Origin of the sequence: Neorhizobium sp. NPDC001467 (genome assembly GCF_050275975.1) — a bacterium.
Taxonomy (GTDB): Bacteria; Pseudomonadota; Alphaproteobacteria; order Rhizobiales; family Rhizobiaceae; genus Neorhizobium.
Map to the genome: position 1 here is coordinate 773,006 of NZ_JBNNPS010000001.1, position 14,503 is coordinate 787,508.

General features: G+C 61.5%; 11 protein-coding genes. 5 read left to right on the forward strand and 6 right to left on the reverse strand.

Going from position 1 to position 14,503, the window contains the following annotated elements; genetic code table 11:
* Window positions 1-23: 23 nt before the first annotated feature.
* The gene (locus tag ACQKKX_RS03870; protein ID WP_427568989.1) at window positions 24-989 is read right to left on the reverse strand and encodes an alpha/beta fold hydrolase; all 966 of its coding nucleotides are present in this window, start codon (window positions 987-989) and stop codon (window positions 24-26) included.
* 119 nt (window positions 990-1,108) lie between these two features.
* On the opposite strand from ACQKKX_RS03870, the gene ACQKKX_RS03875 reads away from it, so the two are divergent.
* The 4 genes from ACQKKX_RS03875 (at window position 1,109) to metF (ending at window position 6,752) form a co-directional block, all read left to right on the forward strand.
* On the forward strand, window positions 1,109-2,905 hold the full coding sequence (locus ACQKKX_RS03875; protein ID WP_427568990.1) for a hypothetical protein: 1,797 nt from the start codon (window positions 1,109-1,111) through the stop codon (window positions 2,903-2,905).
* Between the two features lie 106 nt (window positions 2,906-3,011).
* Window positions 3,012-4,661, forward strand: coding sequence for an energy-dependent translational throttle protein EttA (gene ettA / locus ACQKKX_RS03880; protein WP_427568992.1), 1,650 nt, complete (start codon window positions 3,012-3,014; stop codon window positions 4,659-4,661).
* Window positions 4,662-4,818: 157 nt separating this feature from the next.
* Window positions 4,819-5,829, forward strand: a complete 1,011-nt coding sequence (locus ACQKKX_RS03885; RefSeq protein ID WP_427569344.1) for an ArsR/SmtB family transcription factor — start codon at window positions 4,819-4,821, stop codon at window positions 5,827-5,829.
* A gap of 17 nt (window positions 5,830-5,846) precedes the next feature.
* Entirely contained in the window at window positions 5,847-6,752 is a 906-nt protein-coding gene (metF, locus tag ACQKKX_RS03890) for a methylenetetrahydrofolate reductase [NAD(P)H] (protein ID WP_427568993.1), read from the forward strand.
* 656 nt (window positions 6,753-7,408) lie between these two features.
* On the opposite strand, the gene ACQKKX_RS03895 is transcribed toward metF, so the two are convergent.
* From ACQKKX_RS03895 to ACQKKX_RS03915, 5 genes are all read right to left on the reverse strand, one after another.
* Window positions 7,409-8,356, reverse strand: coding sequence for a DMT family transporter (locus ACQKKX_RS03895; protein ID WP_427568994.1), 948 nt, complete (start codon window positions 8,354-8,356; stop codon window positions 7,409-7,411).
* Window positions 8,357-8,665: 309 nt separating this feature from the next.
* Entirely contained in the window at window positions 8,666-9,895 is a 1,230-nt protein-coding gene (locus ACQKKX_RS03900; protein WP_427568995.1) for a lytic murein transglycosylase, read from the reverse strand.
* Window positions 9,896-10,108: 213 nt separating this feature from the next.
* A complete protein-coding gene (locus tag ACQKKX_RS03905) occupies window positions 10,109-10,891 on the reverse strand; it encodes a glycoside hydrolase family 25 protein (protein WP_427568996.1) in 783 nt (260 codons plus the stop codon).
* Window positions 10,892-11,068: 177 nt separating this feature from the next.
* Window positions 11,069-11,746: a class I SAM-dependent methyltransferase gene (locus tag ACQKKX_RS03910; RefSeq protein WP_427568998.1), complete on the reverse strand. Its 678-nt coding sequence runs from the start codon at window positions 11,744-11,746 to the stop codon at window positions 11,069-11,071.
* Between the two features lie 13 nt (window positions 11,747-11,759).
* Complete coding sequence (locus tag ACQKKX_RS03915; RefSeq protein ID WP_427568999.1) at window positions 11,760-13,007, reverse strand: DUF3419 family protein; 1,248 nt, start codon at window positions 13,005-13,007, stop codon at window positions 11,760-11,762.
* 148 nt (window positions 13,008-13,155) lie between these two features.
* Here ACQKKX_RS03915 and ACQKKX_RS03920 point away from each other — a divergent pair, with 148 nt between their 5' ends.
* Window positions 13,156-14,502 carry a serine hydrolase domain-containing protein gene (locus tag ACQKKX_RS03920; RefSeq protein ID WP_427569001.1) on the forward strand — a complete coding sequence of 449 codons (1,347 nt, stop codon included), beginning with the start codon at window positions 13,156-13,158 and terminating at the stop codon, window positions 14,500-14,502.
* The last annotated feature ends 1 nt before the right edge of the window (window position 14,503 follow it).

Genomic DNA, 14,503 nt, shown 5'->3' on the forward strand with positions numbered 1-14,503 from the left:
CGCCGTGAGCACGTGATTAAAAATCATGAGGTCATTCCCGGGCGCAGGCGGTTTTCGACCGATCGGGACACGATCTGTGCCGCCCATGCGGAAAATTGCGCCATCGCGTCCGCGGCGCCGATCTCGTTCAGCGTTTCATGGCGCATGTCGCGGTAGATCGCGCAGGTGACGGCGGTCATGCCCAGCCGGTGCATCTGCCGGCTCAACCACTTGACCGCCTGCCCATTGTCCGTCGCCGGATCCTGGCCGCCACCGACGAGATGGACCGGCAGGTCCTGAGGCAGTCGCAGCAGCCGGTCGTTGCCGATGGCGCGGAAGGTCATCTCGAAAATATCGAGCCACATCGAAACGCTTGCGTCGAAGCCGCAGAGCGGGTCGGCGACATAGGCATCGACGGCGACAGGATCGTGGCTCAGCCAGTCGAAGTCGGTACGGCCCTCTCCGATGGCCCTGTTCCAGGCGCCGAATGTAAGCTTGGGCAAAAGCGTGCTCGGCACGTCCGAGCCTTTAAGGGCTCGCTCCGTCTTCAAGAGGATTTGCGCGGCGCGGCCGGCAAGGCCGGGATGGAAATTGGCGTTCCAGATCGCCAGCCCGTCGAAACTGCCAGGAAAATCTTCCGCGGCGTTGAGGGCGATCAGGCCGCCCATGGAATGGCCGAGCAGAATGATCGGCAGGCCGGGATGGACGCTCGCGGCACGGTCGCGCAATGCCATCGTGTCGTCGATCACGGCCTTGACGCCGTTCCGTACTGCGAAACGCCCGATCGGTGCATCCACGGCGGTCGTTTCGCCATGGCCGCGGTGGTCATGGGCATAGACATGGAAGCCGCGTGCTGCCATTGCCTCGGCGAAAGGGCGATAGCGTCTCGAATGCTCCGCAAGCCCGTGGCAGACGATAATGATGCCGATGGGGGCGACGCTGGCCGGCGCGTAGTGATAGGCAAGGCTGGCGCCGCTGGCGGTGAGCAGCCTTTCGGTCGTATCGAACATGTGCTTCGCTGTACTTGGAATATGCCTCTGACTTCTGTTTCGCAGAGGCCGGGCCTTAGCGCAATCTTAAATGGCCACAGACTAGTTTCCGGATTGGAATTTTCGGGGGCTTTCTATACATGGCAAATGGCGCTGAAACCGGTATGGACGGTCTGAGGGGCCGTGCGGAACTGCGACTTTTGCCGCTTTTTTTCACCGTCTTCCTGGTTGCTCTTGTCGTCTGCCTTTTCGATCTCGCCGATGCCCGCACGTTTCTTGGCGACGTCGACGACCAGATGCGGGAAATCCAGATCCGTCGCCTGATGTTCGGGGGCGGGTCGTGGTGGGATCTGGGGCTGCCGGCGGTTGCACTGCCGGAGCCTTATGTCTCCCCCTGGTCACGCCTCATCGATGCTCCCTACGTGCTGATCGCCTGGCTGCTGACGCCGATTTTTGGCGCGCAGAAAGCGCTTTCTCTGGCCTTCGAAATCTGGCCCCCGCTCATGCTGGCTGTGTTTTCGCTGGAATGCGCGGTCATCTACCGGCGCACGCGCGTAACGGCCTCGCTTTTCGGTCATGTCGTCGTCGGTTCGGCCACTGTCCTGATGGCCTTCGCCCTGTGGGAATTCGTTCCGGGCCGCATCGACCACCACAACGGCCAGATCGTTGCCCTGATGGCGATCGTGTGCGGCCTTGTGCGTTGGGACCGCGTCGGTGGCTGGCTTGTCGGTCTCGGCACGCTCGGCGCCGTGGCGATTTCGCTTGAAGGGCTGCCTTTCATCGCCTGCGTCTATGCCGGTCTGTTGACGGCAATGGTTCTGCGGGCGGATGGCGCCGCCCTGATGCTGAGACGAGCTTCCGCAATCCTGTTCTTGCTGTCCCTTCCGCTGGCCTATGGCCTGCTTGGGCCGGTCGGTCTTCTTTCGGTGCAGTGCGATGCCTTCTCAGCACCCTATATCGTGTTGCTGACGGGATTAAGCGCCGTTTTATGGGGCGTCTCAAGATTGCTGCCGCATGCCGGTTGGGCCGCGCAGGCGGCGGCGCTTGTCGTGCCGGGTGCTGCCGTGGTCGGCTTGTTCGCGTTCCTGTTTCGCCAATGCCTTGCCGGTCCTTACTGGATGATTGATCCGCTTTCGAAAAGCCATTGGCTTGATCGTGTCGGACAGGAGCATAGTGCCCTCTATTTCATCGAGCAGGGGCAGATTTCCATCGTAGCCCTGGCGGTCATCCTAGGTTCTGTCCTGACCTTTGCCTCGGGCGCTCTCGTGCGGCAACGGCAGGATGGCTGGCCGGGGTTGTTGATCGCGCTCATCACTGCCTGGGCGGCGCTGATCCTGACGCTGGTGCTCAACCGCTACATCCGCTTTGCCTTCGCCTTCGCGCCGCTTTTCGTGCCGATCGCGACCCGGTTCTTCCTGGATGGGGCAACCGGCAAGATGACGCGTCGTGCTGCTATAGTCTGTGTCGCAGCCTATATTGTGGTGGCCGGGTGGATTGCTGTGGTCACGCCAGTTCCGATGGCTCGATTCGACGCCGCCGACTACATGGCCTTCGATACCTGCAGCGAAGGTGACTTCAGCGCGCTGGCCGCACAAAGCCCCGGCCGGATCGCTGCGCCTCAGGGGATGGGGATCACCCTCATCAATGGGCTTCCAGACGGTTTTTCCGTTGCGGCCATTCCCTTTCACCGCGCCGCACCCGGCATGAAGCGAATGTTCGAGGCCTTTCTCAGTTCCGATCCGGCCGTGCGCCACCTTGCCTTGGCGCCCTTCGATTATGTTGCCATCTGCCGCTTTCCGTTGAAGCCGGATTACGGCACCGCGCCGCTCTACGACGCCCTGTCGGCGGGAGATGACTGGCCGGGTCTGATGCGGCTTCCCAATGGCGCCGAAAATCCGTTCCAGCTGTTCCGGATCGACCACGCGGCCTTGCGATAACGCAAATTAGCCGTCGAAACCTGCCGCTTTCGCCGCGCCACGCGTTGCCCCGGGGCGCTTCTTCGCCTACATAGCGGCAAACCATTTCCCCGGAGCAGAATTACCGATGGCACGTCAGTTCATCTACCACATGTCGGGACTGAACAAGTCCTACGGCGCCAAGAAGATCCTCGAAAACGTCAACCTGTCCTTCTACCCGGATGCCAAGATCGGTATTCTGGGCCCGAACGGCGCCGGTAAGTCGACCGTGCTGCGCATCATCGCCGGCCAGGACAAGGAATTTACCGGGGAAGCCTGGCTCGCCGAGGGCGCGACCGTCGGTTACCTTGAGCAGGAGCCGAAGCTCGATCCCAACAAGACCGCTTTCGAAAACGTTATGGAAGGCGTTGCCGACAAGCAGGCCGTCATCGATCGCTACAACGAGCTGATGATGAACTATTCCGACGAGACCGCCGACGAAGGCGCCAAGCTCCAGGACATTATCGACAGCCAGAACCTGTGGGACCTCGAACAGCAGGTCGAAATGGCGATGGAAGCGCTGCGCTGCCCGCCGAAGGATTCTCCGGTCGACAATTTGTCGGGTGGTGAACGCCGCCGTATTGCGCTCTGCCGCCTGCTTCTGTCGCAGCCGGACCTGCTGCTGCTTGACGAACCGACCAACCATCTGGACGCCGAAACCATCGCTTGGCTCGAGAAGCATCTGCGCGATTATCCCGGCGCCGTCATGATGATTACCCACGATCGCTACTTCCTCGACAATGTCACCGGCTGGATTCTTGAGCTCGACCGTGGCCGCGGCATTCCTTACGAAGGCAATTACTCCGCTTACCTGCAGGCGAAGGCCAAGCGCATGCAGCAGGAAGCCCGCGAAGAAGCTGGCCGCCAGAAGGCGCTGTCGCGCGAACAGGAATGGATCGCATCCAGCCCGAAAGCCCGTCAGGCCAAGTCCAAGGCCCGTATCAAGGCCTACGAACAACTGGTCGACGCAGCCGAGGGCATCCGTCCCGGCGACGCGCAGATCATCATTCCGGTCTCGGAGCGTCTCGGTAACGTCGTTATCGAGATGGAAGGCATCAAGAAGGGCTTTGAGGGCCGCACGCTCATCAACGACCTGTCGATCAAGCTGCCGCCGGGCGGCATTGTCGGCATCATCGGCCCGAACGGTGCGGGCAAGACCACGCTGTTCAAGATGATCACGGGCCAGGAAAAGCCGGATGCCGGTACGGTTCGCATCGGCGATACCGTGCATCTCGGTTACGTCGACCAGAGCCGCGACGCGCTCGATGGCGACAAGACAGTGTGGGAAGAAATTTCCGGCGGCGCCGAAGTCATCAAGCTCGGCAAGTTCGACATGAACTCGCGTGCCTATTGCGGCGCCTTCAACTTCAAGGGCGGCGACCAGCAGCAGAAGGTCGGCAATCTCTCAGGCGGTCAGCGCAACCGCGTTCACCTGGCCAAGATGCTGAAGGCCGGCGGCAACGTTCTCCTCCTCGACGAACCGACCAACGACCTTGATACGGAAACGCTGGGCGCACTTGAAAGCGCGCTCGAAGCCTTTGCCGGCTGCGCCATCATCATCAGCCACGATCGCATGTTCCTCGACCGTTTGGCGACGCACATCCTTGCGTTCGAAGGTGACGGCCATGTCGAATGGTTCGAGGGCAATTTCGAGGATTACGAGCAGGACAAAATCCGCCGCCTCGGCCCGGATGCGCTGAATGCAGGAAGCCAGGCCTACAAGCGCCTGACGCGCTAAGCTTAGAGATATCCAGTCATTCAGGAAGGGGCCGTCGGGCCCCTTCTTCAGTTCACCGGTCCGCATTCATCTGTGCGAACTGCCGCTTTCCGCTTGCAAGGGTCACAGTCTTCACATAAACATATCTTTATATGTTGATTGTGCTTTGGTGATGACGATGGCTTTGGGGCTGGATGGACTGGTGGATGTTCTGAAGGCGGCGGGTGAACAGACCCGTTTTCGCCTGCTGGCGCTTCTGGCATCGGGCGACCTGACAGTCAGCGACATGACTGAAATTCTCGGACAGTCGCAGCCGCGCATCTCGCGCCACCTGAAACTGCTTGCCGAAGAAGATCTAATCGAACGCTATCAGGAGGGCGCCTGGGCCTATTTTCGCCTTCGCCACGAAGGTGACGGCGCCGTGCTCGTGCGCACGCTGCTTGCCGGGTCCGACTGCAATGATCCGGTTCTCCTGCGCGATGGTGAGCGTCTGGCCGCCGTCAAGCGAGCGCGGTCCGACCGTGCGCAAGCCTATTTCAGCCGCAACGCGTCCGAATGGGACGAGCTTCGCCGTCTTCTGGTGAGCGACGCTGCCGTCGAGGACGCCGTGCTGCGGCTGGTGGGGCCCAACCCGGTCGATGCGCTGCTCGATCTGGGCACCGGGACCGGCCTGATGCTGCGGGTGCTGGAAAAGACCTATCGGCATGCGGTCGGCATCGATGCCAGCCGCGACATGCTGGCGGTGGCGCGCGCCAATCTCGATAAGGCCGGTATCGTCAAGGCGTCCGTGCGTCACGGCGATATCCTCAACCTGCCGCTGGAAGGACAGGATTTCGATCTTGTTACCGTGCATCAGGTCCTGCATTTTCTCGATCAGCCGGAACTCGCGATTGCCGAAGCCGCGCGGGTGCTGCGGCCGGGCGGACGATTGCTGATCGTCGATCTGGCGCCGCATAGCCTTGAATACCTGCGAGACGCGCATGCGCATGTGCGGCTCGGCTTTTCGCACCAGGCGGTGGCCGAATGGCTGAACAAGGCCGGTCTTGATGTGGAGCAGACGATCGACCTTGATGCCGACGATAGAAGCGAAGCGGCGCTGACGGCCACCGTCTGGCTGGCGCGTGACCGCCGGCTGCTGGTCGCGGATGCGAAGAGCACGGTCCGTGCGCTCGCTGAACAGACAATTTGATATCGGAGATTTAAGCCATGCAGACGAGAGCCACCGATCAGCAGAACGGCAAATCCTTCCGTCTTTCCTTCGAGTTCTTTCCCCCGAAATCGTCGGAGATGGAGGCGCAGTTGTGGGAATCCGTCGCCGACCTGACGGCCTGGAACCCGGAATTCGTATCCGTGACCTATGGTGCCGGCGGCTCCACCAAGGCGCCGACAATGACCACCGTCCGTCGCCTTTTGACCGATACGCCGCTTTCGACCGCTTCGCATCTGACCTGTGTTGATGCGCCGCGCGAGGAAACGCTCTCCGTTATCAAGGAACTGCGCGAGGCCGGCGTTCGCCATATCGTGGCTTTGCGCGGCGATCCTTCCGCCGGTATCGGAACGGCCTATCAGCCGCATGCCCAGGGTTATGCGAATGCCGCGGAACTGGTGGCGGCGTTGAAGGAGATCGGAGGCTTCGAGATTTCCGTGTCCGCCTATCCGGAAAAACATCCCGAAAGCCCTGACGCCGCTGCCGATATCGAAATGCTCAGGCGCAAGGCCGAGAGCGGCGCTGACCGCGCCCTGACGCAGTTCTTCTTCGATAACGACGTGTTCGAGCGTTATATGGACAAGGTCCGTGCCGCTGGCATCACCCTGCCGGTGGTCCCGGGTATCATGCCCATCCAGAACCTCACCATGCTGAAACGCTTTGCCGGCCGCTGTGGCTCGACGGTGCCGGCATTTCTGGATCAGCGTTTTTCCGGCACCGAGGATGACGTCGTCGCCCGTGCCGAGGTTGCCGCCGACGTGGCGGCCGAACAGATCGAGGATCTGATCCGTCGCGGCCACAGTGAATTCCATATCTATACGATGAACCGATCGGCGCTCACCAATGCCGTTCTGGACCGGCTCGGGCGCCAGCGCGTTGCCGTAAAGGCCGGCGCTGCGGCCTGATCTTTCAGCCCGCGACGCGCCAAAAAAGGAGGCCCATGATCCTTTCGGATCATGGGCCTTTTTCAATTTGAAGTGCATTGAAGATCAAACGGCCAGTGGATGCTTTAATGACCGGTTGAAGGGCGCGGCTGGCCTCAGATGAAGAGCATCGAGGCTACGAAAACGAACGCTGCACCAACCACCAGGACATTGAGAGAATGAGTGCGTCCCATATCTGCCTCCTTGCGTTGACAGATCAATTGTGGCGAGTTCCGCCGCAAATGCAAACGAAAATTTACGCTGCGTTGCGATGCTTACACGCGCACCAGGCCTGGAAATACGCGCTAATTAGATGTTTTAAATAGATAAAATCCATTAAGATACAGCGTTAATCGGCGCTTAAAATAACTGCTCGGCGTGTTAATAAGCGTTACGTTTTGTGATGGATTGCCACATTTGGGGTGTGGATATCGAATCGTGGTCATCTCAGGGCAGCCCGTTCGAAGTGGTTTCCGGGTGCGACCTGGATCGGCCGGTGCTGTCAGAACCCGCACTGCAGATGGGTCCTGACATCGGCACGAATGCTGCCGACATTGCCGCCGAGACCTGCCGGCAGGCCGTGTGAACTGCCACGCCTGCCGACGCTCGTGTCGTAAAGCAGATCGCGATGATGCCGCCTACCGATCCGGCACCGGGACCCGCGTCTTGGCGGATGGCGACCGCGTCCCGATTTTCAGCATGCCGTTCAGCACAAGGAGGCCGAGGCCGATCAGCACCATGCCGCCGATCTCCGCAACATCCAGTCGCTCGTGCAGAAAAACCACGCCGAGCAGAATGGCACTGGGCGGCACGAGCAACGTCACCAGCGAGGCATAGGTGGCGCCTGCAAGCGCAAGGATTCGGAAATAGAGGAGATAGGCAAACGCGGTCGACAGCAGCGCCAGGGCGAGAATAACCCCGACGACCGCGAGCGATGGAAAGGTGAGCATCCAGGGCTGATCGACGAGCAGCATGAGCGGCAGCATCATCATCGACGAGGCGGTGAGCTGGCCGGTCGCGGTGACAGGCGCCGGCAGCGTGCGGAAGCGTTTGCCGTAAGTGGCGGCGAAGCCGTAGGAGAGGGCGGCGAGAACGGGCAGGAGCAGCGCCCAGAGAGGTGCAGCCGTGGCGGTGAAGACGCCGGGACCGATCAACACGACCGTGCCGGCAAGGCCTAGCAAGCAGCCCACGATCTTGGCGGCCGACAGTTTCTCGTCCTCGGTGAAGCGATTGGCGATCAGCACCGTAAAGATCGGCGTGGTGGCATTGAGAATGGCGGCGAGGCCTGCGCCGATTTCCGTCTGGCCGAAGAAAATCAACGTATGCGGTATGGCGTTGTTGATGAGGCCAAGCACTGCGAAGGACCGCCAGTGCTGTTTCAACAGCGGATAGACGTCGAAGCGACCGGACAGGTAGACATGCAGCGCCAGCGCCGCCAAGGCCAACCGGACGAAGACAAGGGTAAAGGGCGGTACCTGCGCCACGGCGATGCGGGCGAAAAAGAACGATCCGCCCCACAGCAGGCCGAGGACGAAAAGCAGCAGCCAGACGGTGGCGCCTGGTCCCGACGTGGTCGTGGTTTTCATGCCAATCGATCTCCCGAGCAGATGGGTGGTGGATATGAGGAAGGGTGCTTTCGCCCGCAAGGGAAAGTCGCCGCGGTCCCGCCCTTGCAGCCCCAAAGGCCGGGAAGGCTACGCCGCAGCCCGTTGCTGCACCTGCTACGACGGCGTCTTCACAAGCCCGGTTCTTCCCTCTGGCACCGCGGTCGACCTGTAACTTCCTACCCGCCCTGCAAACCCGTGCCGCACAGCCATAGACCGGGATGGAAAAAGCCGCCACCCGATTTGCGGGATGGCGGCGCAGCTACGACGTTTTGATGGGCCCAGGCGCGTTCAGAGGCCTTGAATCAGCTGCTGTGTCGGCCAGCCATCAGCGGGCAGGCCGAGGCGCTGCTGTTCCTTCTGGATCGCCGCGCGCGTGCCGGAGCCGAGAATGCCGTCGATCTTGCCGACATCGTGACCGTGGGTCTGCAGCTTGGTCTGCAGATCCTTCATTGCGGCATCGTCAAGCGCCGGATCGGGATTGCCCTTGACGTATGTCGGCGCGCCGGACAGGCGGGTGGCGAAATAGGCGGCGGAGGTCGTGTAGATGAACGACTGGTTCCATTCCAGATAGATATTGAAATTCGGATAGGTGAGGAAGACCGGTCCCTTGCGGCCCTGCGGCATGATCAGCGCTGCCGGCAGGTTGCCGAACTGGGTGTTGCCATCGCGCGGCGTGACGCCAAGCTTGAACCATTCGGATGCCGCCATCTCGTTTCCGAGACCAGTCTTTTCCCAGGGCAGGTTTTCCGGCACCTGCACTTCCTGGATCCACGGCTCGCCCTTGCGGTAACCGAGCGACTTGATAAAGGCTGCGGCCGTCAGAACCGCGTCCGCGGAGGATTTCTTGACGTCGATATGACCGGAATTGTCGCCGTCGACGCCGTGGGCGATAATGTCTTTCGGCAACATCTGAACCTGGCCGATTTCGCCAGCCCATGCGCCCGTGTTGGTCGCCGGATCGAGGTCGCCATGCTGGACCATTTCGATCAGCGCCATCAACTGCGGGCGAAAGAGCTGCGGGCGACGGCAATCATGCGCCAGTGTTACCAGCGCGTTGCGGGTGTTGAAATCCCCCTGTACGACGCCGAAATCGGTTTCCATGGCCCAGAAGGCGGTGATGACGCCGGCCGGCACGCCATATTCGCTTTCGGCACGGGCAAAGACGTCCTTCATCTGGTTGATCTTCTGGCGGCCGATATCGAGGCGCGCCTGGCTGACGGTGCGCTGCGAGAATTCGAGAAAGGTCTGGCGGAAAACGCCCTGGGCACGATCGCGCGACAGGACTTTCTGGTCGATCTGCGCCCCTGCAAGAGCAGTGTCAATGGCATCGGCCGGGATACCCTTGGCGAGCGCCTCCTCTTTCACGCCGGCGAGAAAAGCCGCTAGCTCACCGCCGCAGGCGACCGGTTTGGTGTCGGCACCGGCGGACAATTCGAGCGACGCGGCACGGGACAGCTCGGTCGAGGCAAGAAGGGCTGGCAGGCAAATCGCCAGAACGAGACGACGGGCAACGGACATGGAAAACGTTTCCTGTTGTGGGCGAGAGTATGGGTTCATCGCGGTTTTGGACATGAACCGGTTCCCGATGCTAATGGAGCGGCTTCAAAACGGTGTTGCCGACCGTTGTGACGGAAACAATGTGACCGAAACAAGGAAAGGGCGCCGCCGGGCTTCGTCTTACAGCAGTTCCCTGTCGTTTCTGCAAGGGTCAGCCAAAAGGCTCGAAAACGGCTATCTGCCGGCGGAAGCCAGCCACTGGCGCCAGGCCTTCTGCGAACCGGCAAACACGTTGATATCCGTCGGTCCCTTGATGCCGGGAACGATGCCGGTGGCGGTATATTGCCAGAAGGTCCATTTGCGGTTGGCGTAGATCTGGCCCGGATGGGCGGCGACCGAGCGCACCCAAAAGTGATGGTTGCCGAAGGCGCCGACCAGTCTGTCGCGATGAAAATCGACGGACGTGTAGATGATCGGCCGCACGCCGTAATGAGCTTCGATCCGGTCCATGAAACGCTGCATCACGTCGCGTACCGTGGCGGTATCCGGTTTCAGCTTGCAGGTGGGCGATGCATGGTTCCATTCCATGTCCAGAACCGGCGGCAGCATGTTGGCTTCCTTCGGCACGTTCTCGATGAACCAGTCGGCCTGATCCTCCGGTGTCGAACAGAAATAGTAGAAATGATAGGCGGAATGGGGAATCCCGGCCGCCGCTGCGGCCCGCCAGTGGCTGGCGAAGGCGGAATCGATGCGGTCCTTGCCTTCCGTGCCCTTGATGAAAACGAAGGCGACGCCGGACTTCTTCACCTCCTGCCAGTCGATATCGGTGCCGTTCCACTTCGACAGGTCGATACCGTGCACCGGGTGGGTGCCGGGATGGTTGCGGCCGAAATCCTGCGGATCATTGTCCTTGAAACGCGTGCCCTTGATCGACGGCGTGTCGAGAAGATCAGCGGTTGAGGTGCAGCCGGTGGCAAGGATGGCAGTCACGGCAAGGGCAAGGAGGGTACGGTACATGAAGGGTCCGGTTTTGCGGCTGCGCTGCTCGGCCGTCCATACGCGAGGGCGAGCGCAAGGAAACCGGTACGCGCCGGATCGACGCGTACCGGGATGGCCGAATCTCCTGTAACACAAAGACCGCAGGATTGGAGCCGGGCAGACAAGGCCGGCGATGACAATTGCGTCAGGCTCGGATCAGACGCGTTTGCGAATGATTGCGTGCCAGGCGTAACCGCCGCCGATTTCCTCGAACAGCATGTCGGCGCCCGCGGCTTCCAGCCGCTTTTCCAATGCCTCGTGCAGGTTGGCACGGGGCGTTACATGGAAGCGGATCAGCCAGGCCTGCAACAGGCCACGGAACCACGCGGGCAAACGTTCCTGCTGGCCGAAATCGACAATGTGAAGCGAACCGCACGGATTGAGCGCGGCCAGGGCCGCGTCGATGGCGCTTTCCCAGTCGGGGATCATGGACAGGGCGTAGGAGATGAGGATGCGGTCAAAGCCTTGCTGGCCGAAATCCTGCGGCTTGAACGTGGCTGCGTCCGCCACCTTGAAGTCCGGCCGAACCGGCTTGCCGCGAAAATTGCGGCGCGCGCTTTCCAGCATTTCCGCCGAGATATCGAGCCCGTAAAGGCGCGCGCCCTTGTGATGCTTATGGGCGAGAAGCAGATTGCGGCCGGTGCCGCACCCGACTTCCAGAAGCGTCTGACCCTCGGTCATTCCAAGGCTGGTGATCGCCTTGTCGCGGCCGAAGAGGTAGTATTTGCGCGTCAGATCGTAGATGTGCCGCTGATACCGGTACATGCCGTCCATGCGGGCAGCGTGGCGGACATCGTCGTCTTCAAGATGCGTCTGTTCGTTTGCCGATGCCATGCGCGTGCCCTGCTCAGGCGTTCTTGGTGTAGATGTGGAAGCCGCCGTAGATCGCCGAACGGTCCTGCTGGTTGAGCGCTTGCGACCGGGCGGGCTGATAGGTCCACTGATCGGCAATCGCCTGCGTCAGACGTCCTTCGATGACGCTCTTTTCTGCGGCGGTGCGGAAGATCACGCGCGCGCTTTCCGCAGCGGTCCGGGTGATCTCGCTCCACAGATCGTTCAGCTGCTCATCGTTCATCCAGTCCTGGGCGTCGAGCAGGATATAGCGATCGACGGAGGCTGCCGGCTTCTGGTTGAGAAGTTCGGTGAAGCTGGCGTGATGGACGCTGACGCGCTCCGCATTGTCGCGGATGGCGGGGTAATGTTCCTCGCGCAGATAGGTAGGCAGGCCGCCTTCATGCGGCTGCGGATAGCGGCGGGCAAAGGCCTGCCAGGCAAAATAATTGTCCCGCAGAGGAAAATGGCAGGCAAGCTTTTCGAGACGCTGGCGCAGGACCGGCGCGATCGAGCCGTCATCGGCAAGGCTTGCCAGTTCATCATATTGCTGCGGCGGAATGCCGAGGCCGAACAGTGAACTCTTGCGGCTGGTCAGAAAGCGGATGAACGGCTTGTCGAACAGCGGTGCGATGCGGTCCTCGAAGAACTGGCGTTGCTCCCGCAGCGATTTCGACCGGGCAAATTCGGTCAGATCGACGCCGTGCATACGGGCAAGCAGGTGGCCGATGCCGATGAAGCGGCCGAGCAGGCCGGTGCGGTAGATGTTGCGCTTGAAGACGTCGATGCGCCGACGGCCGCTGATGCCGCGTTTGAGCCAATAGGCTCGGGTCGTATCATCGAGATGCGGTGCGATGAAGCCGTCGAAGGCGGAAGGGTTGGCGTCGACATTGTGCTGGCCCAGCAGGCGCACGACGTCCGAATGAGCGGGAAGGTGACGGAAGGCGGCAAGCTTCAGGCGGTTCAGCGCGACGTGATGCGGGTTGAGGTCGACGACGTCGATTTTTTCCGGGTGCCGGCTGAGATAGGCGAGCATGTTGCAACCGCCCGAGGCGATGGTGACGACGCGGTGGCCTGGGCCAAGGTCCATCGCCGCCATGTCGACATCCGGGTCCTCCCAGATCTGGGGATAGACCAGACCGGAAAACAGCAGGCCGAACATCCGCTCGGAAAAACCCTTGGCCGACAGCGCCTTGTGCTGCAGCAGCGCGGTTCTGAGCTTGTCGTTCTTGAGGTAGCCGGCTTCCGATGCAAAATCCGTCATGGTCGTTTCCTGCTCTTCATGAGTTGCAACGGCTCTAGACGCCGCCTGCTACAGTTTGATGACGCGGGATGGCTGCGACTGAAATGCCGGCGCCCCCTTTCCAGGCTCTGATTTTCCTGATTGCATGCGGCCGCAACCGGAGCCCGCCATGCGTGTCATCAAGATCACAGCCGTTACCGCCCTCACGCTAATGGCCGCCTGTCTTCTCTGGTTCGTCACCATGCCGCCGGAGCTGTTGCGGGTGGGCAGCGGCTATGCCGCCAAAATCGTGTGTTCCAACGTTTTTCTGGCCGGACGCGATGCCGGCGAGGTGCTCGCCGTCGACGTTCAGGCGCCGGGCCATCCGCTGCTGAAGCTGATGCGGGTGAATGTCGACGCGCAGGCAGCAAGGGTGGAAGCGGGCCTGTTCGGTTTCATCGCACCTTCGGTGGCGATCTATCGTGACGGTGCCGGCTGCGCGGTGACGCAAGATCTGAAGGCGCAGGGGCAGCGTCGCGAACAGGCGCCGATCTCCGGTATCGAATCAGCGGCAGCCGGCAAACTTTTTCCTCAGGGCACGAGGATCGAAGCGGATCCGAGGGTCGCATCGCTCCTCTCCGACGCGGCATTCAGCGGTCCCGGCATGCGGGCCGTCATCGTGGCCCAGAACGGGCGTATCATTGGCGAACGTTATGGCGCGGGATTTTCCGACAAGACGCCGTTGATCGGCTGGTCGATGGCGAAGACGGTCAATGCGGCACTGGTCGCTAAGCTGGTGGGCGAGGGCAGGCTTTCCTATTCCGACAGCAACCTGTTTCCGCAATGGGCCGGCGACGAACGCAGCGAGATCACGCTGGCGCAACTGCTCGCCATGGAAAGCGGACTTGGCTTCAACGAAAATTACGGCACGGTGGCCGATGTCACCCGCATGTTGTTCCTGGAAGAGGACATGGCGGCATTTGCGATCGACACGCCGCTAGAGGCGACACCCGGAACGCGGTTCTCCTATTCTTCCGGCACCGCAATCCTGCTGTCGAAGTTGTGGATGGATCGCATCGGCGACAAGGCGGCTGCGCTTGCCTATCCCCGCCGGGCGCTGTTTGGGCCGCTCGGCATGACGAGTGCGGTTTTCGAGACCGATGCCAGCGGCACCTATGCCGGCAGTTCCTACATCTATGCGACGGCACGCGACTGGACGCGGTTCGGCATGCTGCTTGCGGCCGATGGCCTGTGGAGGGGCGAGCGGATTTTACCGGAAGGGACGGTTGCGATGATGAGCACGGCCTCCCCCATGTCCGACGGCCGCTACTCACAGATGCAGACCTGGCTGAAGCTCTACGGCCGCGATGGCGATGGCTTGCCGGCCGACCTGTTCATGCTGAGCGGTCATGACGGGCAGACGCTGGCTGTGGTGCCTTCCATGGGGCTTGTGGTGCTGCGCATGGGCCTGACGCCTTCCGGGGGCGGCTATAATGCGCTCGATCTGGTGGCGGCAGCGGTGAAGGCCGTGCGCTGAG